28 protein-coding genes are annotated in these 25302 nt (G+C 74.0%); 11 read left to right on the top strand and 17 right to left on the bottom strand.

What is annotated here, in order from left to right:
- Positions 1-9: 9 nt before the first annotated feature.
- The 7 genes from ACK8OX_RS11355 to ACK8OX_RS11325 all read right to left on the bottom strand — a co-directional run bounded on the left by ACK8OX_RS11355 (position 10) and on the right by ACK8OX_RS11325 (position 7616).
- Complete coding sequence (locus ACK8OX_RS11355) at positions 10-1257, bottom strand: M16 family metallopeptidase (protein WP_430664196.1); 1248 nt, start codon at positions 1255-1257, stop codon at positions 10-12.
- Positions 1254-2669, bottom strand: coding sequence for a M16 family metallopeptidase (locus tag ACK8OX_RS11350; RefSeq protein WP_430664195.1), 1416 nt, complete (start codon positions 2667-2669; stop codon positions 1254-1256). The genes ACK8OX_RS11355 and ACK8OX_RS11350 overlap by 4 nt, the downstream gene beginning before the upstream one ends.
- Positions 2670-2726: 57 nt before the next feature.
- A complete protein-coding gene (gene argF, locus ACK8OX_RS11345) occupies positions 2727-3680 on the bottom strand; it encodes an ornithine carbamoyltransferase (RefSeq protein ID WP_430664194.1) in 954 nt (317 codons plus the stop codon).
- Complete coding sequence (locus ACK8OX_RS11340; protein WP_430664193.1) at positions 3677-4879, bottom strand: aspartate aminotransferase family protein; 1203 nt, start codon at positions 4877-4879, stop codon at positions 3677-3679. The genes argF and ACK8OX_RS11340 overlap by 4 nt, the downstream gene beginning before the upstream one ends.
- 187 nt (positions 4880-5066) lie before the next feature.
- The gene (locus ACK8OX_RS11335) at positions 5067-5432 is read right to left on the bottom strand and encodes a hypothetical protein (RefSeq protein ID WP_430664192.1); all 366 of its coding nucleotides are present in this window, start codon (positions 5430-5432) and stop codon (positions 5067-5069) included.
- Between the two features lie 98 nt (positions 5433-5530).
- Positions 5531-6697, bottom strand: coding sequence for a PRC-barrel domain-containing protein (locus ACK8OX_RS11330; RefSeq protein ID WP_430664191.1), 1167 nt, complete (start codon positions 6695-6697; stop codon positions 5531-5533).
- A gap of 97 nt (positions 6698-6794) precedes the next feature.
- On the bottom strand, positions 6795-7616 hold the full coding sequence (locus tag ACK8OX_RS11325; RefSeq protein WP_430664190.1) for an ABC transporter permease: 822 nt from the start codon (positions 7614-7616) through the stop codon (positions 6795-6797).
- A 29-nt stretch (positions 7617-7645) separates the two neighbouring features.
- Here ACK8OX_RS11325 and ACK8OX_RS11320 point away from each other — a divergent pair, with 29 nt between their 5' ends.
- The 6 genes from ACK8OX_RS11320 to ACK8OX_RS11295 all read left to right on the top strand — a co-directional run bounded on the left by ACK8OX_RS11320 (position 7646) and on the right by ACK8OX_RS11295 (position 13420).
- Positions 7646-8251 (top strand): RecX family transcriptional regulator, encoded by a 606-nt coding sequence (locus tag ACK8OX_RS11320; protein WP_430664189.1) that lies wholly within the window; start codon positions 7646-7648, stop codon positions 8249-8251.
- Positions 8251-8997: an AzlC family ABC transporter permease gene (locus ACK8OX_RS11315; RefSeq protein ID WP_430664188.1), complete on the top strand. Its 747-nt coding sequence runs from the start codon at positions 8251-8253 to the stop codon at positions 8995-8997. The genes ACK8OX_RS11320 and ACK8OX_RS11315 overlap by 1 nt, the downstream gene beginning before the upstream one ends.
- Positions 8994-9299: an AzlD family protein gene (locus ACK8OX_RS11310; RefSeq protein WP_430664187.1), complete on the top strand. Its 306-nt coding sequence runs from the start codon at positions 8994-8996 to the stop codon at positions 9297-9299. The genes ACK8OX_RS11315 and ACK8OX_RS11310 overlap by 4 nt, the downstream gene beginning before the upstream one ends.
- Positions 9300-9531: 232 nt before the next feature.
- Positions 9532-12384 carry an isoleucine--tRNA ligase gene (ileS, locus tag ACK8OX_RS11305; protein WP_430664186.1) on the top strand — a complete coding sequence of 951 codons (2853 nt, stop codon included), beginning with the start codon at positions 9532-9534 and terminating at the stop codon, positions 12382-12384.
- Positions 12384-12881 carry a signal peptidase II gene (lspA, locus tag ACK8OX_RS11300; RefSeq protein ID WP_430664185.1) on the top strand — a complete coding sequence of 166 codons (498 nt, stop codon included), beginning with the start codon at positions 12384-12386 and terminating at the stop codon, positions 12879-12881. The genes ileS and lspA overlap by 1 nt, the downstream gene beginning before the upstream one ends.
- Positions 12878-13420 (top strand): DUF3035 domain-containing protein, encoded by a 543-nt coding sequence (locus ACK8OX_RS11295; protein ID WP_430664184.1) that lies wholly within the window; start codon positions 12878-12880, stop codon positions 13418-13420. The genes lspA and ACK8OX_RS11295 overlap by 4 nt, the downstream gene beginning before the upstream one ends.
- A gap of 40 nt (positions 13421-13460) precedes the next feature.
- On the opposite strand, the gene ccmI is transcribed toward ACK8OX_RS11295, so the two are convergent.
- The 7 genes from ccmI to ACK8OX_RS11260 form a co-directional block, all read right to left on the bottom strand.
- On the bottom strand, positions 13461-14255 hold the full coding sequence (gene ccmI, locus ACK8OX_RS11290) for a c-type cytochrome biogenesis protein CcmI (RefSeq protein ID WP_430664183.1): 795 nt from the start codon (positions 14253-14255) through the stop codon (positions 13461-13463).
- A complete protein-coding gene (locus ACK8OX_RS11285; protein ID WP_430664182.1) occupies positions 14252-14734 on the bottom strand; it encodes a cytochrome c-type biogenesis protein in 483 nt (160 codons plus the stop codon). The genes ccmI and ACK8OX_RS11285 overlap by 4 nt, the downstream gene beginning before the upstream one ends.
- Complete coding sequence (locus ACK8OX_RS11280; RefSeq protein WP_430664181.1) at positions 14734-15297, bottom strand: DsbE family thiol:disulfide interchange protein; 564 nt, start codon at positions 15295-15297, stop codon at positions 14734-14736. The genes ACK8OX_RS11285 and ACK8OX_RS11280 overlap by 1 nt, the downstream gene beginning before the upstream one ends.
- Positions 15294-17294: a heme lyase CcmF/NrfE family subunit gene (locus ACK8OX_RS11275; protein WP_430664180.1), complete on the bottom strand. Its 2001-nt coding sequence runs from the start codon at positions 17292-17294 to the stop codon at positions 15294-15296. The genes ACK8OX_RS11280 and ACK8OX_RS11275 overlap by 4 nt, the downstream gene beginning before the upstream one ends.
- A complete protein-coding gene (gene ccmE / locus ACK8OX_RS11270; RefSeq protein ID WP_430664179.1) occupies positions 17291-17821 on the bottom strand; it encodes a cytochrome c maturation protein CcmE in 531 nt (176 codons plus the stop codon). The genes ACK8OX_RS11275 and ccmE overlap by 4 nt, the downstream gene beginning before the upstream one ends.
- Positions 17822-17930: 109 nt before the next feature.
- Entirely contained in the window at positions 17931-18077 is a 147-nt protein-coding gene (locus ACK8OX_RS11265; protein WP_430664178.1) for a hypothetical protein, read from the bottom strand.
- Positions 18074-18823 (bottom strand): heme ABC transporter permease, encoded by a 750-nt coding sequence (locus ACK8OX_RS11260; protein WP_430664247.1) that lies wholly within the window; start codon positions 18821-18823, stop codon positions 18074-18076. Before ACK8OX_RS11260 ends, ACK8OX_RS11265 begins: the two co-directional genes overlap by 4 nt.
- A gap of 184 nt (positions 18824-19007) precedes the next feature.
- Here ACK8OX_RS11260 and ACK8OX_RS11255 point away from each other — a divergent pair, with 184 nt between their 5' ends.
- The 5 genes from ACK8OX_RS11255 (at position 19008) to acs (ending at position 22866) form a co-directional block, all read left to right on the top strand.
- The gene (locus ACK8OX_RS11255; protein WP_430664177.1) at positions 19008-19298 is read left to right on the top strand and encodes a YciI family protein; all 291 of its coding nucleotides are present in this window, start codon (positions 19008-19010) and stop codon (positions 19296-19298) included.
- Positions 19299-19300: 2 nt separating this feature from the next.
- Positions 19301-19813: an EVE domain-containing protein gene (locus ACK8OX_RS11250; RefSeq protein ID WP_430664176.1), complete on the top strand. Its 513-nt coding sequence runs from the start codon at positions 19301-19303 to the stop codon at positions 19811-19813.
- Positions 19810-20175, top strand: a complete 366-nt coding sequence (locus ACK8OX_RS11245; RefSeq protein ID WP_430664175.1) for a Rieske (2Fe-2S) protein — start codon at positions 19810-19812, stop codon at positions 20173-20175. The genes ACK8OX_RS11250 and ACK8OX_RS11245 overlap by 4 nt, the downstream gene beginning before the upstream one ends.
- Positions 20176-20304: 129 nt before the next feature.
- Positions 20305-20619, top strand: coding sequence for a hypothetical protein (locus ACK8OX_RS11240; RefSeq protein ID WP_430664174.1), 315 nt, complete (start codon positions 20305-20307; stop codon positions 20617-20619).
- Between the two features lie 306 nt (positions 20620-20925).
- Complete coding sequence (gene acs / locus ACK8OX_RS11235; RefSeq protein WP_430664173.1) at positions 20926-22866, top strand: acetate--CoA ligase; 1941 nt, start codon at positions 20926-20928, stop codon at positions 22864-22866.
- A 39-nt stretch (positions 22867-22905) separates the two neighbouring features.
- Here acs and ACK8OX_RS11230 read toward each other — a convergent pair whose 3' ends face one another.
- Genes ACK8OX_RS11230 through ACK8OX_RS11220 form a run of 3 tightly spaced genes read right to left on the bottom strand, consistent with a single transcriptional unit; the run spans position 22906 to position 25048 of the window.
- Entirely contained in the window at positions 22906-23418 is a 513-nt protein-coding gene (locus ACK8OX_RS11230) for a L,D-transpeptidase family protein (protein WP_430664172.1), read from the bottom strand.
- On the bottom strand, positions 23411-23782 hold the full coding sequence (locus ACK8OX_RS11225; RefSeq protein WP_430664171.1) for a hypothetical protein: 372 nt from the start codon (positions 23780-23782) through the stop codon (positions 23411-23413). The genes ACK8OX_RS11230 and ACK8OX_RS11225 overlap by 8 nt, the downstream gene beginning before the upstream one ends.
- Before the next feature lie 54 nt (positions 23783-23836).
- Positions 23837-25048, bottom strand: coding sequence for a GTP cyclohydrolase II (locus ACK8OX_RS11220; RefSeq protein ID WP_430664170.1), 1212 nt, complete (start codon positions 25046-25048; stop codon positions 23837-23839).
- Positions 25049-25302 lie beyond the last annotated feature (254 nt).

Raw genomic sequence — 25302 nt, 5'->3', positions numbered from 1 at the left:
CCCTGGGCGCTACACCCCTTCCGGCTGCCCCGCGACGGCGATGGACAGCCGGTCGGGCTGCAGCAGTCGGCGGGCCACCGCAGCCGTCGCGGCCGGCGTCAGGGCGCGCAGCCGGTCGGCGCGGTCGTTCAGCCAGCCGATCGGGCGGTCGTTGCGGCGCAGCGCCAGCAGCGTGCCGGCGATGCGGCGGCTGTCGGTGAACTGCAGCGGCAGGTTGCCGGTCAGGAAGGCCACCGCGTCATCCAGTTCCGCCGCGGTCGGCCCTTCCGCCGCCATGCGCGCCCATTCCTCCCGCACCACCGCCAGCGCCTCGCCCACCTTCGCGTTGTCGGTGGCGGAGGAGCCGACGACGACGCCCTGGCCGAACATCGAATCGAGCCCCGCGCCGATGCCGTAGGCAAGCCCCCGCCGCACCCGCACCGCTTCCATCAGGCGGGAGGAGAAGCCGCCGCCGGCCAGCACGCGCAGCACCACCTGGAAGGCTTCCCAGTCCGGGTCGGAAACCGGCAGGCCGGGCTGGCCGAACAGGATCGCCGATTGCGGCGCCGGCACCTGCACGACCAGGCGGGCGAAGCTGCGGAACTCCGGCAGGGGCGGCGGCGCCGGCGGCTCGCCTTCCGGCAGGCCCTCGAACAGCGCCGGGACCATGCCGGCGAGTTCGGCGGGCGTGATGGCGCCGGCCGCGGCGAGGATCAGGCCGCCGCCGCGGATCTGCCGCGCCAGGCCGTCCCGGATCGCCGCTTCCGGCAGGGAGGTCAGCGTCTCCACCGTGCCGCCGGTGGGGCGGCCGGCGGGGTGGTCCGGATAGGCGGCCGCCCAGAAGGCGCGCCCGACCTGGCCGCGCGGCGTCTCCAGCGCGGCGCGCGCGCCGGCCACCGCGCGGGCGCGCACCCGCGTCAGCGCCGCGGGGTCGAGCCGGGGGGCGCGCATCGCCAGGTTCGCCAGCCGCACCGCCTCCGGCAGCACGGGGCGCAGCGCGCGGAAGCTGCCCTCGAACCCGTCGCGCTGGGCGTCGAAGCCGAGCCCGATGCCCTCGTCGCGCAGCGCGTCGGCGAAGGCGACGTTGTCGAGCCCGCCCGCGCCCTCGGTCAGCAGCGCCGCGCCCATGGCGAGCGCGCCGGCATGTTCCGGCGCATCCAGCGCCGCGCCGCCGCGCCAGGCCCAGGCGAGTGAGACGACCGGGACGGAGTGGTCCTCGATGAGCCACGCCGTGCGGGCGCCGGCGGTGACCTGCTGGATGTCGAGACGGAAGGTCACAGCCGCACCTCCGCCGGGGCGTCGACACCTTCGGGCAGCAGCCATCCCGACCCGCTGGGCGCGCGGCCGAGCACCGCTGCCGCCGCCTCCGCCACCTGCGTGCGGGTGACGGCGCGCAGGCGCCGCGGCCAGAACTCCACCGTCTCGATCGGCAGGCCGATGGCCAGCGCGTTGCCGATCATCCGCGGCGCGGCGCCGAGGCCGTCGAGCGCGAGCAGCGCGCCCGCGGTCATCTGCCGTATGCTGCGCGCCACCTCCGCCTCGGTCGGCCCGCCTTCGTCCAGCAGGCGCTTCATCACGGCGATCGCGGCCTCCTCCAGCCGGTCCGGCGGAACGTCGCGGCGGGGCGTCGCGGACAGTTCGAACTCGCCCGCTCCCGCCACGTCGCCGTCATAGGAACAGCCGGCCGCGAGGGCGAGCCCGCCTTCCACCAGCGCCCGGTGCAGGCGCGACCCCGCGCCACCGCCGAGGATGTGGCGCAGCACCTCCAGCGGTTCGGAATGCCGGCTCTCCCCCGCCGTCATGGAGGGGGCCTGCCAGGCGCGGATGAAGTTCGCCTCGCCCCGCAGGCGCGGGTCGTTGCGGGTGTAGCGCGGCGTGGGCGGCGCGGCGGGCGGGGGGGCGCGGTCGCGCGGCACGGCGGGGCCGGGGGGCAGCGCGCCCCATTCGGCCTCGATCGCCGGCCAGAACTCCTCCGCCCCCACCGCGCCGGCCACCACCAGCACGGCGTTGCCCGGCGCGTAGCGGGCGCGGAAGAAGGCCAGCAGGTCCTCGTGCTGGATGGCGCGGATCTCCTCCTCCCATCCGATGATGGGGCGGCCGCGCCAGTGCTGCCGGCCCCACATCGCGGCGTCGAAGGCCTCGTAGAACAGCGCGCGGGGGGAGGAGCCGGTGCGCTGGGCGCGTTCCTCCAGGATCACCAGCCGCTCGCTCTCGGTCTCGGCGGCGGGGATCCGCGCGGCGGCGAAGCGGTCGGCCTCCATCATGGCGACGAGGCCGAGGCGGCTCGCCTCGACATGCTGGAAGTAGCCGGTGACGTCGCGGGAGGTGAAGGCGTTGTCGTTCCCGCCTTCCCGGGCCACGCGGCGGGAGAATTCGCCCGAGGCGACGCGCGGGCTGCCCTTGAACAGCATGTGTTCGAGGAAGTGGGCGATGCCCGACAGGCCGGGCGGGTCCTCTCCCCCCCCGGCCGAGACATAGGCGTATTGCGCGACCACGGGCGCGCGCCGTTGCTCGACATGCGCGACGCGCAGCCCGTTGGGCAGGGTGCGCAACGTGGCGCCGAACAGCGGGCGGTCCGCCGGGGCGGGGGTGGCGGGGGCGGCCTGGGCGAGGGCCTCTGCCGGCAGGGTGCCGGCGGCGGCGGCGCAGGCGGCCGCCTGGAGGGCGGCGCGGCGGGTGATGGCGGTCATGCCGCCAAGTTGGCCCCGCCGGCCCGATCGGCCAAGGGTGCGGCCGGTGACGATCCGTTACGCCGCGCCGAGCGCCCAGAGCAGCACGCCCTTCTGGGCGTGCAGGCGGTTCTCGGCCTCGTCGAAGACCACGCTCTGGGGACCGTCCATCACCTCGTCGGTGATCTCCTCGCCGCGATGGGCGGGCAGGCAGTGCATGACGATGGCGTCGGGCGCCGCGCCCCGCAGCAGGGCGGCGTTCAGCTGGTAGGGGGCGAGCAGGTTGTGGCGGCTGATCTTCGCCTCGTCCTTCTCGTCCGACATGCTCACCCAGGTGTCGGTCACGACGCATCGCGCGCCGGCCACGGCGGCGTGGGGGTCCGAGGTCAGCTCGATCCGCGCGCCCTCGCGCCGCGCCCAGTCGATCAGCTGCGCGGGGGGGGCGAGTTCGGGCGGCGTCGCGATCCGCAGCGTGAAGCCGAAGCGCGCGGCGGCCTGGATGAAGCTCTGCGCGACGTTGTTGCCATCCCCCGTCCAGGCGACGACCTGGCCGGCGATGGCGCCGCGATGCTCCTCGAAGGTCAGCACGTCGGCCATGATCTGGCAGGGATGCGACACGTCGGTCAGGCCGTTGATGACCGGCACCGTCGCGTGTTCCGCAAGCTCGCGGATCTTCGCCACGTTGTCGGTCCGCAGCATGATGGCGTCCACGTAGCGCGACAGCACGCGCGCCGTGTCCGCCGGCGTCTCCCCCCGGCCGAGCTGCATGTCGCGCGAGGACAGCACCACCACGTCGCCGCCGAGCTGGCGGATGCCGACCTCGAAGGAGACGCGGGTGCGGGTGGACGGCTTCTCGAAGATCAGCGCGACTGTCCGCCCGGCCAGCGGCTTGCCCGCCACCGCCCCGCGCTTGGCCTGCACGGCGAGGTCGAGCATCCGGCGCAGCGTCGCCGCGTCATGGTCCATGATCTCGAGGAAGTGGCGGGGCGCCGCCCGCGCCGCCCCGCCTTCCACCTTCAGCGCCGCGCTCACTTCGCGGCGGCCCGCGCCGCGCTCGGCGTCACGCGGCGGCAGGTGCGGTCGAGCAGGTCGAGCGCCGCCTCCACCTCCGCCTGCCCGATGACGAGCGGCGGCGCGAGGCGCAGCACGTTCATCCCCGCCGCCACCGTCAGCAGGCCTTCCGCCGCGGCGGCGGCCTGCATGTCGCCGTTCACCACCTCCGGCCGCAGCCGGAGGCCGAGCAGCAGCCCCGCGCCCTGCACGCCCTCGACCACGGAGGGATGCCGCGCCGCGAGTTCCAGCAGCCCGCGCCACAGCGCGCGCGCCACGCGGTCGACGCCGTCGAGGAAGCCGGGCGCCATCACCACGTCCATCACGGCATTCCCCGCCGCGCAGGCCAGCGGGTTGCCGCCATAGGTCGTGCCGTGCGTGCCGGGCTTCAGGTGCTTCGCCACCTTCTCCCTCGCGAGGATCGCGCCGAGCGGGAAGCCGCCGCCGATGCCCTTGGCGGAGGACATCACGTCCGGCTCGATCCCCGCCCACTGGTGCGCCCAGAGCCGGCCGGACCGCCCCATGCCGGTCTGCACCTCGTCGAGGGCGAGCAGCAGGCCGAACTCGTCGCAGACCGCGCGCAGTTCGCGCAGGAAGCGCAGGTCCGCGGGGCGCACGCCGCCCTCGCCCTGGACCGGCTCGATCATGATGCCCGCGGTGCCGGGCCCGATCGCGTCGCGCACCGCGTTCATGTTGCCGAAGGGCACGTGGTCGAAGCCATCCACCGGCGGGCCGAAGCCGGCGAGGTATTTGGCGTTCCCCGTCGCGCTCAGCATCGCCAGCGTGCGGCCGTGGAAGGCGCCCTCGAAGCAGATCATGCGGAAGCGTTCGGGATGGCCGTTCTCCGCATGGTATTTGCGGACGGCCTTCACCATGCCCTCGTTCGCCTCGGCGCCCGAGTTGCAGAAGAACACGCTGTCGGCGAAGGACGCGGCGACGTGGCGCGCGGCCAGTTCCTCGGCCTGCGGCACGCGGTACAGGTTCGACACGTGCATGACGCGCGCCGCCTGTTCGGCGATGGCGCGCACCAGATGCGGGTGGCCGTGGCCGAGGGAGGAGGTGGCGATTCCCGCGCCGAAATCGAGGAATCGTCGCCCGTCCGACGTCCACAGCCAGGCGCCCTCTCCCCGCTCGAAGGCGAGGTCGGCGCGGTTGTAGGTCGGCATCAGGGCGGGGATCACGATGTTCCTCGCTTCCTCCGGTTCCGCGCGGCCCCGGGCCCCATGCCCGGGAAGGCGCGGAAGCCGCCGAAAATGCCCGAAGACGCGGGCGCGGTCAAAACGAGACGGGGCGGAGAGGCATGCACGCCCCTCCGCCCCGCCATGTCGTGATGCCGGACGGAGCCCGCCCGGCCGCACGCGGCCGCGGCTACCGGCTGCGCCCGCCGCTGCCGGACGGATTGGCACCCGAGGTGTTCGACCCCGTCGCGCGGTCGAAGGCGCGTTCGACGGCCGTGCCGGGCGGGTTCGCTGCCGTGCCGTCGCGCTGCGACGGGTAGGCGCCCGAGGTGTTGGTGCCCGCCGCCCGATCCAGCGCGCGTTCGGCCGCCGTGCCGCGCGGGTTGTTGCCCGTGCCGTCGGCGCTGGTGGGGGGGCTGCCCGTTGCGCGGTCATAGGCGCGCTGCGTGGCGGTGGAAGGCGGGTTGCCGGCGGTGCCGTCGCGCCCGGTCGCCATGTTGCCGCAGGCGACCAGCGGCAGCCCGGCGGCAAGCGCCAGGAGGAGCTTCATGCGCATCTTCGTCTCTCCGTGTCGGGGAGGGAGGGGCGGGGCGCCCTTCGCCCCGTCCCTCCCTCCATGAGGCCATGCCCGGCCGCGCGCGGCGGCCGCGCCGGTCAGCCGCGCCGGCTGCCGTTGCCGTCGTAGTTGAAGGCCGGCAGGCTCTGCAGGCTGTCCTTGGTCGCGCCCTGCAGCATCCAGCGGTTGCGGTCGGAATTGTGCTGCAGCCGCTCATAGGGCACCGCGACAAGGCGGGCGCCGATGCCGAGGAAGCCGCCCACCGAGATGATCGCGACCGGCTGGCCGCCGGCGGTCGGCACGATGAGGTCGTCGACCTCGCCGATGCTCTCGTTGTTCTCGTTGTAGACGGTGGAGCCGATGACCTGGCTGGCGCGGCGGCCGTCGCGCAGGCGCATGCTGTCCACCGCCATCCCCGGCGTGGTCGCGCCGGTGGCGGCCGAGCCCGCCGCGGCGCCCGCGGCCCCCGCCGTCGCACCCGCCGCGCCGCCGAGCGCCCGGCCGAGCGCGGTGCCGGGCGGGTTGTTGCCCGTGCCATCCGGGTCGGTGCGGTTGCCGGTCACCGCATCCGCCGCGCGGCCGGTGGCGGTGGAGGGCGGGTTGCCCGGCGTGCCGTCGCGCGTGTTGGCGGTGCCGGGCGCGGTGGATGCGGTGCCGTCCGTCGCGCGGTCCAGCGCGCGGCCCACCGCGGTGCCGGGCGGGTTGTTGCCGGTGCCGTCGGGGCTGGTGCGGTTGCCCGTCACGCTGTCGATCGCACGCTGCGTCGCGGTGGAGGGCGGGTTGCCCGGCGTGCCGTCGCGCGTGTTGGCGGTGCCGGGCGCGCCCTGCGCCAGCACGCCGCCGCGCGCGTCGTTGCCCGTGGTGTTGCCGGGGTTCTGGCGCATGTTGTCGAGCTGCGCCTGCGACGGGCCGGGATTGCCCTGCGGGCTGGCGCCCGGCGCGCCGGTGGCCGCGGCGCGGCCGCCATCGGTCTGCAGCGGCTGGCCGGTGGCGTTGCCCGCGGGGTTGGTGGTGCGGCCCTGCGCGCCCTGCGCGGTGGAAGCCGTGCCGCCCGTGTTCGGCGCCATCCCGGTGGTCGCGCCGCCGCTGGTCGCCGCGCCGCGCGCGCCCGCATCGCTGCCGAGCGCGCCCTGCTGCGGCGTCGTCTGCGTCGTGCCCTGCATCTGGCTGCTGCCGCCGGTGTTCGCCTGGCCGAAGGCCAGGACGGGGGCCGCGCAGAGCGCGGCGGCGGTCGTCATCGTCAGGATGGTCTTGCGGGTGAGCATGTGGCGTCTCCGGGGGGGGGTATTGCCGTGCCCGCGGAGAACGCCCTCACCGCCAGTTTGGTTGCGGAACCGGGGATTCCGTGAACGCTCCCCGCCTTCAGGCCCGCAGCCGCCAGCCCCGCCGCACCGCCACCAGCGCCGCCCACCACAGCAGCAGGTTGGCCGCCGCCAGCCCCGCGAGCCCGAGCGCCGTGCTGCCTTCCGCATGGCCCGCCAGCCCGGCGCGGAAGCCGTCGATCATCCAGAACAGCGGGTCGGCATGGGCGACGGCGAGGATCGGCTCCGGCAGGCGCTCCACCGAGTAGAAGGTGCCGGACAGGAAGGCGAGCGGGGTGACGACGAAGTTCGTCACCGTCGCCAGCTGGTCGAACTTCTGCGCCCACAGCCCCGCCAGCACGCCGAGCGTCGCCATCAGCGTCGAGCCCAGCACGGCGAAGGCCAGCGCGGTGAAGGGCGCAGGGACGGGGAAGCCCACCAGCGGCCACATCGCCGCCAGCACCGCCACGGCCACCGCAAGCCCGCGCAGCGCACCCCCCGCGACCATGCCCCCCAGCAGCGCCGCCGGCGGCAGCGGCGCCATCAGCAGGTCCACGATGTTGCCCTGCACCTTCATGATGACGAGCGACGAGGACGAATTGGCGAAGGCGTTCTGCGCCAGCGCCATCATCACCAGCCCCGCGCCGAGGAACTGCAGGTAGGGGATGCCCCCCACCTCCTTCTTCGTCTCGCCGAGCGCGAGGACGAAGACGGCCAGGAACAGCAGCGTGGTGATGACCGGCGCGCCGAGCGTCTGCGCCCAGACCTTGAGGAAGCGCCGCGTCTCCCGCGCCGCGAGCGCGAGGAAGCCGCGGAAGGCGGAAGGCGCGCGGCCGGTCCCCGCAAGGGCGCGGCCGGGTGGGATGGGGGGACGGGTCGCCATGGCCGGGCGGACCATGGCAGAAAGCCCCCATGAGACAAGAGAGGCGGCCGCGCGAGCAGCGGCCCGCCGGCAACCCGCCCGATGCGGCGCGCCTGGCGGAAGCCGCGGTCGCGCACCTGGCCCGCTTCGCGGCGACCGAGGCAGGGCTGCGGCGCGTCCTGGCCCGGCGGATCGACCGCTGGGCGCGCAAGGCGGAAGCCGAGGGCCAGCCCGACGTCGCCGCCCGCGCCGCCGCGGCGAAGGGGGCGGCGGCGGAGGTCGCGCGGCGCATGGTGGCGCAGGGCGCGGTGGACGATGCCGCCTTCGCCGCCAGCCGCGCGCGCCGCCTGCTGCGCACCGGCCGGTCCCGCCGCGCCACCCTGGCCCATCTGGCGCAGAAGGGCGTCGATGCCGAGACGGCGGCCGGCGCCGTGCCGGAGGGGGAGGAGGCGGAACTGGACGCCGCCATCGCCTTCTGCCGCCGCCGCCGCATCGGCCCCTTCGCGCCCGACGCCGCGGAGCCGGACCCCGAGACGCGGCGGAAATGGCTTGCGGCGCTGGCCCGCGCCGGCTTCGCCCACGGCGTGGCGGCGGCGGCGCTGCGGCTCGACCCCGCCGCGGCGGAGGACCGGCTGCTCGCCGTGCGGCGGTCCTGATGGCGGCGGGGCGCGTCACCTTCACCGCCGCGGGCGTACGGCGCGGCGCGGTGGAGAGCCTGCCGCTCTGGATCGGCATGGTGCCCTTCGGCCTGGTGATCGGCGTGCTGGCCGACGCCAAGGGGCTGTCCTTCGCCGAGACGGTGCTGATGAGCGCGGTCGTCTATGCCGGCGCGGCGCAGCTGCTGGCGCTGGAACTCTGGACCGACCCGGCGCCGGTGCTGGCGGCGGTCGTCGCGGCGGCGGTGGTGAACATCCGCATGGCGCCGCAGGGCGCGGCGCTGGCACCCTGGCTGGACCGGCTGCGCGGGATCAGGCTGTGGGGGACGCTGGCGACGCTGGTCGACCATTCCTTCGCCATGTCGGTGCAGGACCAGCGGGCGGGCGGGCGCGATGCCGGCTACCTGCTGGGCGTCGGCGGCGGGCTCTGGGTATCCTGGGTGGCCTTCACCGCGGCCGGGCACCTGGCCGGCAGCGTGGTGCGGGTGCCGCCGGGGCATCCGCTGTTCTTCGCCTCGGTCGCCGCCTTCCTGTCCATCCTGGTGGGGCTGTGGCGCGGGCCGCGGGTGGACCTGGCGCCCTGGGCCGTGGCGGGGCTGGTCGCGCTGGCGGCGCATCGCGGCGGCCTGCCGGTGCCGCTGCCCCTGCTGATGGGCAGCTTCGCGGGCGCCGCGCTCGGCGCCTGGATCGAGCTGCGGGGGCGGTCCCTGCCGCCCCGCGCGCCGGACGGGGCGGCGCGGCGATGACGCTCCGCCCCGATGTCCTGCTGGCGATCCTCGGGATGGCGGCCGTGACCTATGCCTGCCGGGCGGGCGGCTATGCCGTGCTGCGCGCGGTGCGCCCGCCGCCCTTCGTGGAGGCGATGCTGCGCCACCTGCCGGGCGCGCTGTTCATGGCCTATGTCACGCCGCCGCTGGTCGCGGGCTCGGTCCCGGCCTGGGCGGGGGCGGCGGTGGTGGTGGGCGTGCAGCTGGCCACCCGCAACCTCGGCATCGCCATCTGCGCGGGGGTCGCGGCCGTGTGGGGCGTGCAGGCGGCGCTGGGATGAGGGGCCGCGTCCCGGCGCTTGACCCCCGCCCCCGCGCCTCCGCATATGTGGTCCATGTTCCGGCTGCGCGGTCTCGCCTTGCGGGCCGATTCCGACCTTCGCGCCCCCGGGCGCTCCGGTCATCGGGCCGCGGTTCGAATTACCCCCCCGGCCTTCGCCTGAAGGCCGGGACACCGACGCGCGCCACCCGCTGACCCCGCGGCCCCCTGCCGGCCGCCCGAGACCCGCACCCATGAACGACGCCACGACCAACGCCCCGGCCGGCCGCGACTACCGCGGCACCGTCCTGTTGCCGAAGACCGACTTCCCCATGCGCGGCGACCTGCCGAAGCGCGAGCCCGGATGGCTTGCCCGGTGGGAGGGGATGGAGCTTTGGGCGAAGCTCCGCGAAAGGTCGCGGGGCCGGCCGAAATTCGTCCTGCATGACGGCCCGCCCTATGCCAACGGCCCGCTGCACATCGGCACGGCGCTGAACAAGATCCTGAAGGACGTCATCAACCGCGCCGCCCAGATGGCCGGCCACGACGCCGACTACGTCCCGGGCTGGGACTGCCACGGCCTGCCGATCGAGTGGAAGGTCGAGGAGGAGTACCGGGCGAGGAAGAAGAACAAGGACGAGGTCCCGATCCTCGACTTCCGCGCCGAATGCCGCCGCTACGCCGAACACTGGCTGGGCGTGCAGCGGGAGGAGTTCAAGCGCCTCGGCGTGCTCGGCGACTGGGGCGGGCGCTACGCGACGATGGACTTCGCCTCGGAGGCGGTGATCGCGGAGGAGATCGGGCGCTTCCTGATGAATGGCGGCCTCTACCGCGGCCTGCGCCCGGTGATGTGGAGCCCGGTCGAGAAGACCGCGCTGGCCGAGGCCGAGATCGAGTACCACGACCACGTCTCCCCCACGCTCTGGGCGCGCTTCCGCCTCGACCGGGCGGGGGCGGAGGACCTGCGCAGGGCGTCGGTGGTGATCTGGACCACCACGCCCTGGACCATCCCCGGCAACCGTGCCGTCGCCTATGGCGAGGAGATCGACTACGCGCTGGTGCATGTGGAGGGCGTGGCCGAGGGCAGCCACCTGGAGGTGGGGGAATTCCTGCTCGTCGCCCTGCCGCTGCTGCCGGCGTTCGAGAAGGATGCCGGGCTCGGCGCGCACACCGTCAGGCGCGTGCTGAAGGGCGCGGAGCTGGCCGGGGCCGTCGCCGCGCATCCGCTGCGCGGCATGCCGGAGGCGAAGGGCGGCTACGACTTCCCCGTCCCCCTGCTGGCCGGCGACTTCGTCACCACCGAGGCCGGCACCGGCTTCGTCCACATCGCGCCCGGCCATGGCGAGGACGACTTCAACCTCGGCCGCGCGCACGGCATCCCGGTGACCGAGACGGTGGCCGACGACGGCACCTTCACGCAGCACGCGCCGGGCTTCACGGGGCTGCACGTCTTCAAGGCGCATGACGCGGTCTACGCGGCGGCGGAAGCCTGCGGGACGCTGGTGGCGAAGTCCCGGCTGACGCACAGCTACCCGCATAGCTGGCGGTCCAAGAAGCCGGTGATCTTCCGCGCGACGCCGCAGTGGTTCATCGGGCTCGACATCCCGGTCGCCTCCGGCGACGGGGAGGAGGATGCGCGCACGATCCGCGCCAAGGCCCTCGACGCCATCGCGAAGACGCATTTCGTCCCGGACATGGGACGCAACCGCATCGGCAGCATGGTCGCCGCCCGCCCCGACTGGTGCATCAGCCGCCAGCGCGCCTGGGGCGTGCCGATCCCGGTCTTCGTCTCGAAGCAGTCGGGCGAGCCGCTGCGCGACCAGGCGATCGTCGACCGCGTGGTGGAGGCCTTCCGCGCCGAGGGGGCGGATGCCTGGTACAAGCCCGGCGCCGCGCAGCGCTTCCTCGGCCCCGACCGCAGGGCGGAGGACTACGACCAGGTGATGGACATCGTCGATGTCTGGTTCGAATCGGGCTCGACCCATGCCTTCGTGCTGACCCCCGAACGCGGCCTGCCCTTCCCGGCCGACCTCTACCTCGAAGGCTCGGACCAGCATCGCGGCTGGTTCCATTCCTCGCTGCTGGAATCGGTCGGCACGCGCGGCGTCGCGCCCTTCAAGGCGATCCTGACGCATGGCTTCGTGCTGGACGAGCAGGGGCGGAAGATGTCGAAGTCGCTCGGCAACGTCGTGGCGCCGCAGGAGGTGGTCGGCAAGTCCGGCGCGGACATCCTGCGGCTCTGGGTGATGAACACCGACGTCACCGAGGACCAGCGCATCGGCCCGAAGATCCTGGAGCAGCAGGCGGAGCTGTACCGGCGCATCCGCAACACGCTGCGCTGGCTGCTCGGCAGCCTCGACGGCTTCACGGAGGCCGAGACGGTCGCGCATGACGCGCTGCCGGAGCTGGAACGCTGGGTGCTGCACCGGCTGGCGGAGCTGGATGCCAGGCTGCGGGACGCCGTGCGGACGCATGACTGGACCGGCGTCTACCCCGAGATCCACGCCTTCTGCGCCGCCGACCTGTCGGCCTTCTACTTCGACATCCGCAAGGACAGCCTCTACTGCGACGCGCCGGACAGCCCGCGCCGCCGCGCCGCGCGCACGGTGATCGACCGGCTGCACCGCTGCCTGACCGCCTGGCTGGCGCCGGTGCTGATCTTCACGGCGGAGGAGGCCTGGCTGGCCCGCTTCCCGGACGAGGCGGACAGCATCCACCTGCGCGACTGGCCGGAGATCCCGCCCGAGTGGCGGGACGAGGCGCTGGCGGCCAAGTGGCGGAAGCTGCGCGAGATCCGCGGCGACGTCACCGCGACGCTGGAGGCCGCGCGCGCCGCCCGGACCATCGGCGCCTCGCTGCAGGCCGCGCCAAGGCTGGAACTGCCGGCCGAGGAAGCGGCGCTGCTGGGCGCCGAGGGCTGGGCCGAGATCGCCATCACCTCTGCCGCCGAGGTGGTGCCGGCCGAGGCGCGGCGCGTGACCTTCGCCCCCGCCCCCGGCACGAAGTGCGACCGCTGCTGGCGCATCCTGCCCGAGGTCGGGCAGTCCCACGCCCACCCGACGCTCTGCCGCCGCTGCGAGGCGGTGGTGGAAGGCCGGCGCGGCTGATGCTCCGCATCGGGCTCACGCTCGCCGCCGCCATCCTCGTCGCCGACCAGGCGACGAAGTGGTTCATGCTCGACGTGCTGCGGCTCGCGGAGGTGCGGCACATCCCGCTGCTGGCGCTCGGCCCCTTCGGCTTCGACCTGACGATGGTCTGGAACCGCGGCGTCACCTTCGGGCTGCTGGCGGGCGACAGCCCTTGGTCGCAGGCGGCGCTCGGCGCGGTGGCGCTGGCCATCGCGGGCGTGCTGCTGCGCTGGCTGGCGCGGGCGGAGAACCGGACGACCGCGCTCGCCCTCGGCGCCGTGGTCGGCGGCGCGGTCGGCAACGTGATCGACCGGGTGCGCTTCGGGGCGGTCGCGGATTTCCTCGACGCCCATGCCTTCGGCTGGCATTGGTACGTCTTCAACGTGGCGGATGCCGCGATCGTCGTGGGCGTGCTCACCCTGGTCGCGGATGCCTTGTTGCGGCCATCCCCGAAGGCTAAGGATCAGAGGCCATGACCCCGTCCCGCCCCTCCCTCCTCGCCCTGCCGCTCATGCTGGCGCTGGCCGGCTGCGGCGGCGACACCGCCCGCAACCTCGGCTTCCTGCGCGACCCGCCGGACGAGTTCCAGGTGACGACGCGCGCCCCCCTCTCGGTCCCGCCGAGCCTGGGGGACCTGCCGCCCCCCACCCCCGGCGCCCCCCGCCCGCAGGAGTCGCGGAGCGCGGGCCCCCTTCTCGGCGCCCGCGGCGCCACCGCCGCCGCGCCGTCCGGGGCGGAACGCGCCCTGGTCGCGCAGGCCGGCGGCCCGGTCGGCGGCAACATCCGCCGCCAGGTCGATGAGGAGAGCCTCCGCCTCGACCGGCCGGACCCCTCGGTGGTGGACCGGCTGATGTTCTGGCAATCCGCCCCGCCGCCCGGCATCGCCGTGGACCCGACGCGCGAGGCGCAGCGCCTGCGGGAGAATGCGGCGCTGGGCCGCGAGACGACGGAAGGCGAGACACCGATCGTCCAGCCGACGCAGCGCAACGCGCTGCAACGCCTGCTCGGCAACTGAGGGCTGCCGCACGGAGGCCTCGCCTCCGTGCCCCCGGCGCCTACGGCAGCGCCTGCAACTGCCGCTCCACCACGGCGCGCCAGGGCGCGTCGCGCGGCGCATCGGCCAGCAGGGCCTGCCAGACGCTGCGGGCATTGCCCGCCCGCCCGGCCCGCGCCTCGGCCAGGCCGCTCAGGAAGCGCAGGCGCGGGTCGGCGGGCTCCGACCCCAGGGCGCGCGCCAGCAGGGCGGCGGCCGCCGCCGCGTCGCCGCGCTCGATCTCCAGCTCCGCGAGGTTGCCGGCCAGCTGCGCGTCGAAGCGCACCGCCAGCGCGGCGCGCCACGCCTCCGCCGCCGCGTCCAGCCGGCCCCGGTTGCGCTCGGCATTGCCGAGCAGGAGCTGGCCCTGCCGCGCCGGCTCGCTCGCCGGGTCCACCGCGGCGATGCGCGCGCGCAGCGCCGACAGCAGCTGTTCCTCCGCCTCGGCCTGCTGGCGGCGCTGGTCGTAGGGCGCACTCGGCATGTCCGGCACGCCGCGCAGCAGGTAGAGGCCGAAGGCTGCGGCCGGCAGCAGGAACAGCAGCGCGGCCAGCACCGCCCCGCTGCGCGCGCCGGCGGCAGGCGTCGCATCCTGCGGGGCGGCGAGGATGCGGCGCTGCACCTCGAGCGTGGCGGCGGCATGGGCGACGGGGTCGATCCGCCCCGCCTCCCTCTCCCGATCCAGTTCCGCAAGCTGGGCGCGGTAGAGCGCGAGGTCGGCCTCCGCTCGGCCGCGCGCCCGGGCCGGGCGCAACAGGACGAGCGCGAGCGGCGCGAGGGCGAGCACCGCCAGGGCGCAGAGCAGAAGCCAGATCACGCGCGGGTGGTGTCCTTGGTGTCGTCGATCGCGTCCAGGCGCCGGCGCTCCTCCTCCGTCAGCGGGGGGGGCATGGCGGGCGCGGCGGCGCTGCGGCGGCGGGCGAGCATGATGAAGAACAGGCCGCCCAGCAGCGCCACCACGGGCGTCGCCCAGAGCACGGCGGTGGACCAGGCGAAGGGCGGCTTCAGCAGCACGAAGTCGCCGTAGCGCGCATGCAGGAAGGCGCGGATCTGCCCGTCGCTGTCGCCGGCCGTGATGCGTTCGCGCACGATCAGCCGCAGGTCGCGGGCAAGCGAGACCTCGCTGTCCTCGATCGACTGGTTCTGGCAGACCATGCAGCGGATCTCCCGCCCCAGCGCGCGGGCGCGCTCCTCCTGCGCCGCGTCGGGCAGCATGTCGGCGGGGTTGGAGACGGCGAGCGCGGGCTGCGCCAGCAGCAGCGCCAGCAGCAGGAGGCGGAGGAAGGCGGGGCGCATCACGCGTGGCGCCTCAGCAGCGGGCGGATGTCCTGCTCCAGGACCTCGGGCGTGATGGGGCCGGCGAAGCGCCAGCGGATGATGCCCCCGCGGTCCAGCAGGTAGGTCTCCGGCACGCCATAGACCCCCCAGTCGATCGCGACGCGGCCCGGCTCGTCCTTCGCCAGGCGGCGGAACGGGTTGCCGTGCTGGCGCAGGAACCGCAGGCTGTCCGCGGGGCGGTCCTTGTAGGCGATGCCGAAGACCGGCACGCCTTCGCGGTGCAGGCGCATCAGCTGCGGATGCTCGATGATGCAGGGCACGCACCAGCTGGCCCAGAAATTCACCAGCACAGGGCCGGGCAGGCCGCGCAGGTCGGCGGAGGACAGGGCCGGCACGCCCGCCTCCTCCAGCTCCGGCAGGGCGAAGTCCGGCGCGGCCTGGCCGATCAGGGCGGAGGGCACGCCGCGCGGGTTGTACTCGCCCGTCCGCATCCCCTGCAGCATGCCATAGAAGGCCGCGCCACCCGCCGCGGCCAGGGCGAAGGGCGTGAACAGCAGCGTGCGGCGGACCAGCGGGCTCATGCCGGCTGCGTCCCCTTCGGCACGGCGCGCCGGCTGGGGGCGGAGACGCGCACGCGCCGGTCCGCCAGCGATAGCGCGCCCCCCAGCGCCATGATCGCGGCGCCGAGCCACAGCCAGGGCGCCAGCAGGTTGTAGTGGATGCGGATCACCGCCTTGCCGGTGGCCGCGTCCTCCTCGCCGATCACGGCGTAGAGGTCGTAGACCAGGTTGGTGCGGATCGCGACCTCGGTGGTGTTCTGCCGGCCGATCGGGAACCACCGGCGGGACGGCTGCATGACGTGCAGCACCTCATCCCCGCGCAGCACGGTGATGGTGGCGCGGCGGGCGGTGAAGTTGGGGCCCGGCGTGTCGCGCACGCCGTCCAGCCGCCATGTGTAGCCGGCCAGCTGCGTCGTGTCGCCCGGCGCCATCGCCACCAGCTTCTCCTGCGCGAGGCCCATGCCCGCGATGCCCGCGGCCACGATGCCGATGCCGGCATGGGCGATGGCCGCGCCCCAGGCGGCGCGCGGCAGGCCGCGCGCGCGCGCCCAGGAATTGGCAAGGCCCGCGCGGAAGCCGGCGCCGCGGGCGCGCCGGAACAGCGCCGTGCGGTCGGCGATGTCGGCCACCGCCGCACCCACCACCCAGATCGCGAAGGCGAAGCCGACGGCAGGCAGCACCCGTTCCCCGGTCAGCAACAGCGCCAGGAAGAAGCCCAGCAGCGCGACGACGGCGCACCACCACAGCCGCTGCACCACCGGCCAGAGTTGCGCGCGCTTCCACGGCATCAGCGGCCCCGCCGCCATGGCCAGCAGCAGCGGCACGACCAGCGGGAAGGACGCCATGTTGAAGAAGGGCGGGCCCACCGACACCTTCGCGCCGAACAGCGCATCGGCGAACATCGGCCACAGCGTGCCCACGAAGACCACCGCGCTGATCGAGCAGACCAGCAGGTTGTTAAGCACGATCGCCCCTTCGCGCGAGACGGGGGCGAAAATGCCGGTCGGGACCATCACATGCGCGCGGATCGCGAACAGCAGGAAGGCGCCGCCCATGTAGAACAGCAGCAGCGCCAGGATGAACATCCCGCGTTCCGGGTCGTTGGCGAAGGAATGGACGGAGTTCAGCACGCCCGACCGCACCAGGAAGGTGCCCAGCAGCGACATGCCGAAGGCGATGATCGCCAGCAGCACGGTCCAGGTCTTCAGGGCTTCGCGCTTCTCCACCACGATCGCCGAATGCAGCAGCGCGGTGCCGATCAGCCAGGGCAGCAGCGACGCGTTCTCGACCGGGTCCCAGAACCAGTAGCCGCCCCAGCCGAGTTCGTAATAGGCCCACCAAGACCCGAGTGCGATGCCGAGCGTCAGGAAGGACCACGCCGCCAGCGACCACGGCCGCACCCAGCGTCCCCAGGCGGCATCCACCCGTCCCTCGATCAGGGCTGCGATGGCGAAGGCGAAGGTGACCGCATAGCCGACATAGCCGAGATAGAGCAGCGGCGGGTGCATCGCGAGCCCGATGTCCTGCAGCACCGGGTTCAGCCCCTGCCCGTCCGGCGGCGGCGGCCACATCCGCTCGAACGGGTTCGAGGTCTTCAGGATGAACAGCAGGAACCCCACCGAGACGAGGCCGAGCACGCCGAGCACGCGGGCGCGGAGCGAGGTGGGCAGTTCCCGCCCGAACCCCGCCACCGCCGCGCCGCAGAGCGCGAGGATCATCACCCAGAGGATCAGCGAGCCTTCGTGGTTGCCCCAGGTCCCGGTGATCTTGAACAGCATCGGCTTGGCCGAATGGCTGTTCTGCACGACGTTCAGCACCGTCGTGTCGTTCACCGCGTAGGACCACATGAGGCAGCCGAAAGCGGCCGCGATGGCGATGCACTGCCCGACCGCGAGCGGCGCGCCCGCCGCCATCAGCCGCGCATCCCGCCCCTCCGCCCCGATCAGGGTCAGCACCGACTGCCCGAAGGCGAGGATGAGCGCGAGGGCAAGGGCGAAATGGCCGAGTTCGGCGATCATGATCCGGTCCTGCCCTGCGGCCGCCCCTGATCGGGGCTGAGGGTGTTCCAGGTGGCCGGCGGCGGCGGCGCACCCTGCTCGGGCTGCCAATGGCCCGCGCGCTTCAGCGCGTCCGCGACCTCGGGCGGCATGTAGGTCTCGTCATGGCGGGCCAGCACCTCGGACGCGCGGAAGACGCCGTCGGGGCCGAGCCGCCCCATCGTGACCACGCCCTGCCCCTCGCGGAACAGGTCGGGCAGCACGCCCTGGTAGGTCACGCGGATCGCGTTGGCGCCGTCCGTCACGCGGAAATGCACCACCGGCCGCTGCCCGGCCACCGCGGGCTCGCGCTCCACGCTGCCGGATTCGACGAGGCCGCCGAGGCGGAAGGCGCGGTCCGGCCCCGGCCGTTCCTGCGCGATGTCGGAAGGCGAGCGGAAGAAGACCAGGTTGTCCTGGAAGGCGGTGAGGGTCAGCGCCGTGGCGCTGCCGAGCCCGATGGCGCAGAGCAGCAGGATCCACATGCGCCGACGCTTGCGGGAGGTCATTGTACTGGGCCCTCAGACGCCGGGCGCGCGCATCCGCGCGCCCGGCTTCGCGCCGACGCGCTGGCGCGCCCGGCAACATGGTCGGTCTGCGCGCGGGATCCGGCCATCGTCATGCTCCGTCCTTCGCGCGCGGGTCGAGCTGGCGCAGCCGCGCCGCGGCGGCGCGGTGGCGCAGCGCCGCGGCCACGCCCATCGCACCGAAGACGCCGAGCGACAGCGCCCAGGAGATGACGACATGCAGCAGATGCGTGCTCATGCGACGATGTCCAGCCGACGGGCACGCGCCGTCTCCAGCGCGCGGATGCGCCGCTCCATCACCGCCGCCCGCGTGCGCGCCAGCACCACCGCGCCGAACAGCAGCGAGAAGCCGGCCGCGCAGGTCAGCAGCGGATAGAGCATGTCCACATGCATCGCCGGGGCATCCAGCCGCGTCACCGTCGCGGGCTGGTGCAGCGTGTTCCACCAGTCCACCGAGAACTTGACGATCGGCAGGTTCAGCAGCCCGACCAGCGCCAGGATGGCGCCCGCCCGCGCGCCGCGCTCCATGTCGTCGAAGGCGCGCACCAGCGCGGCATGGCCGAGCCACAGGAAGAACAGCACCAGCACGCTGGTCAGCCGCGCATCCCACACCCACCACGCGCCCCACATCGGCTTGCCCCACAGGCTGCCGGTCGCCAGGCACAGCGCGGTGGCCGCGGCGCCCACCGGCGACAATTCCCGCGCCGTCAGGTCGGCCAGCGGGTGGCGCCAGATCAGCGACATGGCCGACAGGATGCCGAGCCCGGTGTACCCCCCCATCGCCAGCCAGGCCATCGGGACATGCACGTACATGATCCGCACCGTCTCCCCCTGCTGCCAGTCGGCGGGCGAGAGGAACAGCGCCCAGGCCACGCCCGCGGCGGTGACCGCGACCGCGGCCGCCCAGAGCCAGGGCATCAGCGCATCGGTCAGGCGCAGGAAGCGTCCGGGATTGGCGAATCGGTGCAGGGACCGCGCCGCCACGGGGGCGGGCGGGTCCGTCCGGGTCCCGGCGGGGCGGGTCGGGGCTGAGGGGGTGGCGTCCACCCCGCTAAGGTAGTGGCGTATCGCGCCGGATTGAAGCGGGAGGCCAGGGGCGTTACGTCCGGGAATGCAACCGCCACCCGGGCATGCGCCCGCCGATACGCCCGAAGGAGCCGCCGCAAGGATGTTGTTCGCCATCGCCTGCACCGACAAGCCCGCCTCCCTCGACCTGCGGATGGCGAATCGCCCGGCCCATGTCGAGCACCTGAAGGCGCATGAGAAGAGCCTCGTGCTGGTCGGCCCCGTGCTGGACCCGGAAGGCCGCCCCTGCGGCAGCCTGCTGGTGGTGGAGGCCGCCGACCGCGCCGCCGCCGAGGCCTTCGCCGCCGCCGACCCCTATGTCAGGGCGGGCGTCTTCGAGAGCGTCGTGGTGCGCCCCTTCCGCACCGTCTTCAAGGACGGGGCGCAGGTCTGACCATGGCGGCGAAGCCGCAGGGCCGCGCGGCGGCCGCGCCGGCCCCAGCGGCGGAACCCGTGGCGGAACCCGTGGCGGAACCCGCGCCGCGCCGCCACTGGCTGGTGAAGTCGGAGCCCGACGCCTTCTCCTGGCAGCAGCAGGTGGAACGCGGGGTCGAGCCCTGGACCGGCGTGCGCAACCACATGGCCAAGGCCAACCTGATGGCCATGCGGGCCGGCGACCTCGCCTTCTTCTACCATTCCAACATCGGCAAGGAGATCGTCGGCGTGGTGGAGGTGGTGCGGGAAGCCTATCCCGACCCCACCGTCGGCCCGGACGACCCGAAGGGGGACTGGGTCTGCGTCGACGTGAAGGCGCTGGCGCCGATGCCCCGTCCGGTGACGCTCGCCGCCATCAAGGCGGCGCCGGGGCTGGCCGACATCGCGCTGGTGCGGATGTCGCGCCTGTCGGTCATGCCGATCTCGGCGGAACACTGGGCGGCGCTCTGCGCCATGGGCGGATGGGTGGAATGACGGTGGATGCCGGGGCCAACGAACGCGTGCTCTGCCGGGTGGAGGACATCGCGGACGGCGACAGCCGCGGCTTCCCCCCCGCGCCGGGCGGCTTCACCGGGCTTTTCGCGGTGCGGCGGGGGGCGCAGGTCTTCGTCTACGTCAATTCCTGCCCGCATGTCGGCCTTCCGCTGGACCCGGCGCCGCACCGCTTCCTGGACGCGAAGCGCGCACACATCGTCTGTTCCGCCCATGGCGCGCGCTTCCGGATCGAGGACGGGGAATGTTTCTCCGGCCCCTGTTACGGCGAGAGCCTGGAGTCGGTGGCCGCGCGGGTCGACCCGGAAGGCCGGGTGATCGTCCCGGCGGATGCCGGGATGTAGGCGGCGCCTTCCTTCCGCCACGGGCGCCACCGCGCCGCCCTTCCCGCCCCGAAAGGACCTTGCGGCCGCCGAAGCGGCGCCACCGGCGCCGGCCATCCTCCTCCTTGCGCTCAACCCAAGGAGGGACCGATGCGCTTCACCAACCGCCTCCCGCTCGCCGCCGCGCTGCTGCTGTTCGGCGCCGCCCCCGTCCTCGCCCAGACGGCCCCGGCCACGGCCCCAGCCCCGGCCGGCAGCCAGCGGCCCGCCGCGGCGGCCACGCCCGCCAATCCCGGCGGCAGCGTGACCAGCCAGGCGCCGCGCCCCGCGGCCGGCGCCGTGCCCGCCGCGCCCCGCGCCGCCGCCACCGCCCCGGCCGGGACCACCGGTTCCGCCACGGCCGGGGCTACCCGCCCCGCCGCCCCCGCGCAGCCGGCCGCCCCGGCGCCGCGCGCAACCAACTGACGCCACCAGCCCGAACGGCCCCTCCCCGCCCGGCGGGGAGGGGTTCTTGCGTACGCGCGCGGGCGGGTGATGCACTCGCTGGCCGACGGAAACGGAGAGACACGCCCTTGCGTCCACGCGCGGGCAGGTGATGCGGCAGCCCCGAAGGACCGATGGCATGACAGGCAGCCTGCCGCGTCCTTAAACCCCCTCAAGACCTATGCTGCACCGCAATAAGCGATTGACGCATCCCGGGACGCCATGCCCCATAGATTCGGCACACGACAACGCCAGTTGCCGAACAGAAGAATCACTGGGAGCGCGCGCATGACCGACAGCCTGATCGCCGTGAAGCCCGAGATCGCGGCCAGGGCCCATATCGACGCGGCCAGGTACAAGGCGATGTACGAGACGGCCGAGAAGGATCCCGACGCCTTCTGGGCGAAGGAGGCGCAGCGCATCGCCTGGATCAAGGCGCCGACCCGCATCAAGGACGTCGATTTCGGCGCCACCTCCGGCAAGGTGTCCATCAGGTGGTTCGAGGACGGGGTGCTCAACGCCTCCGTCTCCTGCCTCGACCGGCACCTGGCCACGCGCGGCGACCAGGTGGCGATCATCTGGGAAGGCGACGACCCCGGCAGCGACGCGAAGGTCACCTACCGCGAACTCCACGCGCGGGTCTGCCGGCTGACCAACGCGCTCCGCCGGCTCGGCGTGAAGAAGGGCGACCGCGTCTGCATCTACCTGCCGATGATCGTGGAGGCGGCGGTCGCGATGCTGGCCTGCGCCCGCGTCGGCGCGATCCACTCCATCGTCTTCGGCGGCTTCTCGCCCGACAGCCTGGCCAGCCGCATCCAGGATTCCGAATGCTCGGTCCTCATCACCGCCGACGAGGGGCGGCGCGGCGGGCGCAAGGTGCCGCTGAAGACCAACGCGGACGAGGCGCTGAAGGCCTGCCCCTCCATCCGCCACGTCATCGTCGCGCGGAACACCGGCGGCGCCGTGCCGATGCAGCCCGGCCGCGACCTGACCTGGGACGAAGCCTGCGCCGGCCTGCCCGACACCGCCGAGCCCGAGCCGATGGGAGCCGAGGACCCGCTGTTCATCCTCTACACCAGCGGCTCCACCGGCAAGCCGAAGGGCGTGCTGCACACCACCGGCGGCTACATGGTCTGGGCGTCCTTCACCCACCAATACGTGTTCGACTACAAGGACGGCGAGACCTACTGGTGCACCGCCGATGTCGGCTGGGTGACGGGCCACACCTACATCGTCTACGGCCCGCTCGCGAATGGCGCGACCACGCTGATGTTCGAGGGCGTGCCCAACTACCCCTCCGTCTCCCGCTTCTGGGAGGTGATCGACAAGCACGCGGTCAACATCTTCTACACCGCCCCCACCGCCATCCGCGCGCTGATGCGCGACGGCGAGGCGCCGGTGAGGAAGACCAGCCGCAGGTCGCTGCGGATCCTGGGTTCGGTGGGCGAGCCGATCAACCCGGAAGCCTGGCTCTGGTACTACCGCAACGTGGGCGACGAACGCTGCCCGATCGTCGACACCTGGTGGCAGACCGAGACGGGCGGCATCCTCATCTCCCCCCTGCCCGGCGCCATCGCGCAGAAGCCGGGTTCCGCCACGCTGCCGCTGCCGGGCGTGAAGCCGGCGCTGGTGGATGGCGAAGGGCGGATCATCGAGGGCGCGGCCGAAGGCAACCTCGTGCTGCTGGATTCCTGGCCCGGCCAGATGCGCACGATCTACGGCGACCATGACCGCTTCGGGCAGACCTACTTCTCCACCTTCAAGGGCATGTATTTCACCGGCGACGGCGCGCGGCGCGATGCGGATGGCTACTACTGGATCACCGGCCGCGTGGACGACGTGATCAACGTCTCCGGCCACCGCATGGGCACCGCCGAGATCGAAAGCGCGCTGGTCGCCCACCCCAAGGTGGCGGAAGCCGCCGTGGTCGGCATGCCGCACGACCTGAAGGGCCAGGGCATCTACTGCTACGTGACGCTGAAGACCGGCGAGGAGCCGTCGGAGGCGTTGCGGAAGGAACTGGTGGCCTGGGTCCGCAAGGAGATCGGCCCGATCGCGGCGCCCGACGCCATCCAGTGGGCGCCGGGCCTGCCCAAGACCCGGTCGGGCAAGATCATGCGGCGCATCCTCCGAAAGATCGCGGCGAACGAGACGGACGGGCTGGGCGACACCTCCACCCTCGCGGATCCGGCGGTGGTGGACGAACTGGTGGAGAACCGCATCCGCTGATCCGCCGCCGCGGCCGCCCGCAAGCGCGGGCGGCCGCGCCTATCCCTCCGCCACCTCCACCCCCCGCAGCCCGGCGGCGAGCACCGCGCGCAGGTCGCGCGCGTCGAGCGCGACGCATCCCTCGGTCGGCGGGAAGCCGGGGCGGGCCAGGTGCAGGAAGATCGCGCTGCCGCGGCCACGCTCCACCGGGTCGTCGTTCCATCCGAGCACGCCGACCAGGTCATAGACATGGTCGTCCCGCCACAGCGCCTCGTGCGAGGCGTCGAAGGGCAGGGTGACGCGGCGGTTGTAGGCGCGATGGGCGGGATCGTCGCACCAGCCATCGGTGGGGGCGATCGGCTCCACCGGCACCGCGCAGCGCGGCGCGGCGCGGCGATCCGCCCGGAAGAACAGGCGGCGCAGCGGCATGCGCGCCGCCGGCGTCGCGCCATCGCCTTCCCGCTTCAGCGCCGCCGGCCGGACCCCGCCCTTGCCGAGCGCGCAGCGCAGCACCTGCCCGCCCAGCACCAGCCGGCCATCGGGGAAGACGCGGGCGAAGCCGTCCTCATGCATCGCCGCTCATCCGCTCCTGCGAGATCGAGGCGGCGTAGACCGGCGCGTCCGGCGCGCCGCGGAACTCGTCGATCGCCGCCATCACCGCCGCCGACAGCATGCCGAGCGGCCCGCCGAGCAGCCCGCCGCCGAGCACGCGCATCACCGGCGGGATGCTCTCCCCCGTCGCCGCCCGGTAGATGGTGCCGACCACCGGCAGATGGTGCAGCGGGTTCAGGCCCGACAGGAAGTCCGCGAAGGTCATGGTCTGCGGCTGCGGCTCCTGCGCGACACCCGGCGCGGAGGTCCCCGAAGCGGAGCCCCCCGGCATCGCGGGGCGCGGCGTGGCGCCCGCGGTCTGGGCGGGCAGGGCGGCGAGGGTCATGGCGCGGCGCGCTCCGGATGGTGGCGCAGGATCAGCAAGCCCCGTGCCGCCGCGTCACACCAGCAGATGCCCGAACCGCGCCGCCTTGGTCCGGAGATACTCGTCGTTCACGCCATTGGCCTCGAACTGGTGCGCCTCCCGCCCCGCCACGGCGATGCCGCAGGCGGCGAGGCCGGCGAGCTTGTCGGGGTTGTTGGTCAGCAGCCGCACGCGGCCGATGCCGACGGCGCGCAGCATCTCTCCCGCCACCCAGAAGTTGCGCTCATCCGCGCCGTAGCCGAGCGCGCGGTTGGCATCGAGCGTGTCGAGCCCGGCATCCTGCAGCGTGTAGGCGCGCAGCTTGTTCACCAGCCCGATGCCGCGACCTTCCTGCGCCAGGTACAGCAGCACGCCGCCGGCCGGGTCCGCGGCCATGCGCCGGATCGCGCCCCGAAGCTGCGGCCCGCAGTCGCAGCGGAGCGAGCCCAGCAGGTCCCCGGTGAAGCATTCGGAATGGATCCGCGCGAGCGGCGCCCGCCCTTCCCCCTGCGCGTCCTCGGGCCGGCCGACCAGGATGGCCAGGTGCTCGATCCCGCCATCGGCCGCGCGGAAGGCGACGATCCGCGCGTCCGGCGCGTCCTCCAGCGGCACCCGGGCCTCGGCCACCCGCGCCAGGCTGGCGGCCATGCCGGCGGGATGGCCGAGCACGTCCGACGCGGCGACCGACAGCAGGCCGAGCCGGCCGGCCGCGGCCTCGGCCGCCGGGGCGGCGACGAGGGCGGGCAGCAGCCGGGCGAGCTTCGCGAGCCGCATGGCCACCGCCGCACCGGCCGGCACCGCCGCGCGCTCCGGCTCGGCGGGCAGCAGGCGCTCCGCAGTCGGGTCGGCCAGGCTGCGGAGTGCCGCGGGGCTCAGCAGCAGGGGCGGCAGGCGGAGCGCGGCGACCTCGGCCTCGGTCCCCATGGGCGAGGGAGCCGCATGGGGGACGGGACGCTGGAGCACCGCGGCGGCGCGGACCGGCGCCAGCAGCAGCACGGCCGGGCCATGCGCCGCCGCGACGATCTCCGCCAGGCCACGCGCCGACACGACCTCGGCCGCGGCAACCACCAGCGTGCCTTCCGGGGTGCGGAGCAGGACGGGGGTGCCGCGACGCAGGTCGGACGCGGCGCGATGGACCGCGCGCAGCGCCAGCGCCCCGGCCATGGCCGTCCCGTCGGGCGACGGAACGGCGTCCTGGGTAGGCGACGCGAGATGGCCCATGGTGGTCATGTCCTGACATTCCGTCATGCACGCATATCCGCGCTTCAATGTGGCGTGGGCAAGGCGTTTGGGAGGGGGCGGTCGGCTAGAAAAACGTTCCGACAGTCAAGCGACAGTGATCGTGTCGGAAGGATCGCAACACTTGCTAGCGCCGTGATCCGTGAGGCAGAGTCCGTGTGGTTGCAGCAGCGCCGAGACCTTCGACTTAAAGGGATTCGGCGCACGGCTGCGTGACATCGCCGCCGTGCATGCCCACATCTGCATGGCACCACAGTTGCGTG

This window comes from Falsiroseomonas sp. CW058, assembly GCF_050563535.1.
Lineage (GTDB): Bacteria > Pseudomonadota > Alphaproteobacteria > Acetobacterales > Acetobacteraceae > Falsiroseomonas.
This window is presented reverse-complemented; position numbering and strand designations above follow the sequence as displayed.

What these genes read in the sequence shown, in the direction of transcription:
- ACK8OX_RS11275 (WP_430664180.1), bottom strand. Translation starts at nt 17,294, where the DNA reads ATGATCGCCGAACTCGGCCATTTCGCCCTTGCCCTCGCGCTCATCCTC.
- ACK8OX_RS11310 (WP_430664187.1), top strand. Translation starts at nt 8,994, where the DNA reads ATGACGCTCCGCCCCGATGTCCTGCTGGCGATCCTCGGGATGGCGGCC.
- ACK8OX_RS11225 (WP_430664171.1), bottom strand. Translation starts at nt 23,782, where the DNA reads ATGACCCTCGCCGCCCTGCCCGCCCAGACCGCGGGCGCCACGCCGCGC.
- lspA (WP_430664185.1), top strand. Translation starts at nt 12,384, where the DNA reads ATGCTCCGCATCGGGCTCACGCTCGCCGCCGCCATCCTCGTCGCCGAC.
- ACK8OX_RS11255 (WP_430664177.1), top strand. Translation starts at nt 19,008, where the DNA reads ATGTTGTTCGCCATCGCCTGCACCGACAAGCCCGCCTCCCTCGACCTG.
- ACK8OX_RS11285 (WP_430664182.1), bottom strand. Translation starts at nt 14,734, where the DNA reads ATGCGCCCCGCCTTCCTCCGCCTCCTGCTGCTGGCGCTGCTGCTGGCG.
- acs (WP_430664173.1), top strand. Translation starts at nt 20,926, where the DNA reads ATGACCGACAGCCTGATCGCCGTGAAGCCCGAGATCGCGGCCAGGGCC.
- ACK8OX_RS11250 (WP_430664176.1), top strand. Translation starts at nt 19,301, where the DNA reads ATGGCGGCGAAGCCGCAGGGCCGCGCGGCGGCCGCGCCGGCCCCAGCG.
- ACK8OX_RS11330 (WP_430664191.1), bottom strand. Translation starts at nt 6,697, where the DNA reads ATGCTCACCCGCAAGACCATCCTGACGATGACGACCGCCGCCGCGCTC.
- ileS (WP_430664186.1), top strand. Translation starts at nt 9,532, where the DNA reads ATGAACGACGCCACGACCAACGCCCCGGCCGGCCGCGACTACCGCGGC.
- ACK8OX_RS11335 (WP_430664192.1), bottom strand. Translation starts at nt 5,432, where the DNA reads ATGCGCATGAAGCTCCTCCTGGCGCTTGCCGCCGGGCTGCCGCTGGTC.
- ACK8OX_RS11350 (WP_430664195.1), bottom strand. Translation starts at nt 2,669, where the DNA reads ATGACCGCCATCACCCGCCGCGCCGCCCTCCAGGCGGCCGCCTGCGCC.
- ACK8OX_RS11320 (WP_430664189.1), top strand. Translation starts at nt 7,646, where the DNA reads ATGAGACAAGAGAGGCGGCCGCGCGAGCAGCGGCCCGCCGGCAACCCG.
- ACK8OX_RS11240 (WP_430664174.1), top strand. Translation starts at nt 20,305, where the DNA reads ATGCGCTTCACCAACCGCCTCCCGCTCGCCGCCGCGCTGCTGCTGTTC.
- ACK8OX_RS11230 (WP_430664172.1), bottom strand. Translation starts at nt 23,418, where the DNA reads ATGCATGAGGACGGCTTCGCCCGCGTCTTCCCCGATGGCCGGCTGGTG.
- ACK8OX_RS11265 (WP_430664178.1), bottom strand. Translation starts at nt 18,077, where the DNA reads ATGAGCACGCATCTGCTGCATGTCGTCATCTCCTGGGCGCTGTCGCTC.
- ACK8OX_RS11295 (WP_430664184.1), top strand. Translation starts at nt 12,878, where the DNA reads ATGACCCCGTCCCGCCCCTCCCTCCTCGCCCTGCCGCTCATGCTGGCG.
- ACK8OX_RS11325 (WP_430664190.1), bottom strand. Translation starts at nt 7,616, where the DNA reads ATGGCGACCCGTCCCCCCATCCCACCCGGCCGCGCCCTTGCGGGGACC.
- ccmE (WP_430664179.1), bottom strand. Translation starts at nt 17,821, where the DNA reads ATGACCTCCCGCAAGCGTCGGCGCATGTGGATCCTGCTGCTCTGCGCC.
- ACK8OX_RS11315 (WP_430664188.1), top strand. Translation starts at nt 8,251, where the DNA reads ATGGCGGCGGGGCGCGTCACCTTCACCGCCGCGGGCGTACGGCGCGGC.
- ACK8OX_RS11220 (WP_430664170.1), bottom strand. Translation starts at nt 25,048, where the DNA reads ATGACGGAATGTCAGGACATGACCACCATGGGCCATCTCGCGTCGCCT.
- ACK8OX_RS11280 (WP_430664181.1), bottom strand. Translation starts at nt 15,297, where the DNA reads ATGAGCCCGCTGGTCCGCCGCACGCTGCTGTTCACGCCCTTCGCCCTG.
- ACK8OX_RS11245 (WP_430664175.1), top strand. Translation starts at nt 19,810, where the DNA reads ATGACGGTGGATGCCGGGGCCAACGAACGCGTGCTCTGCCGGGTGGAG.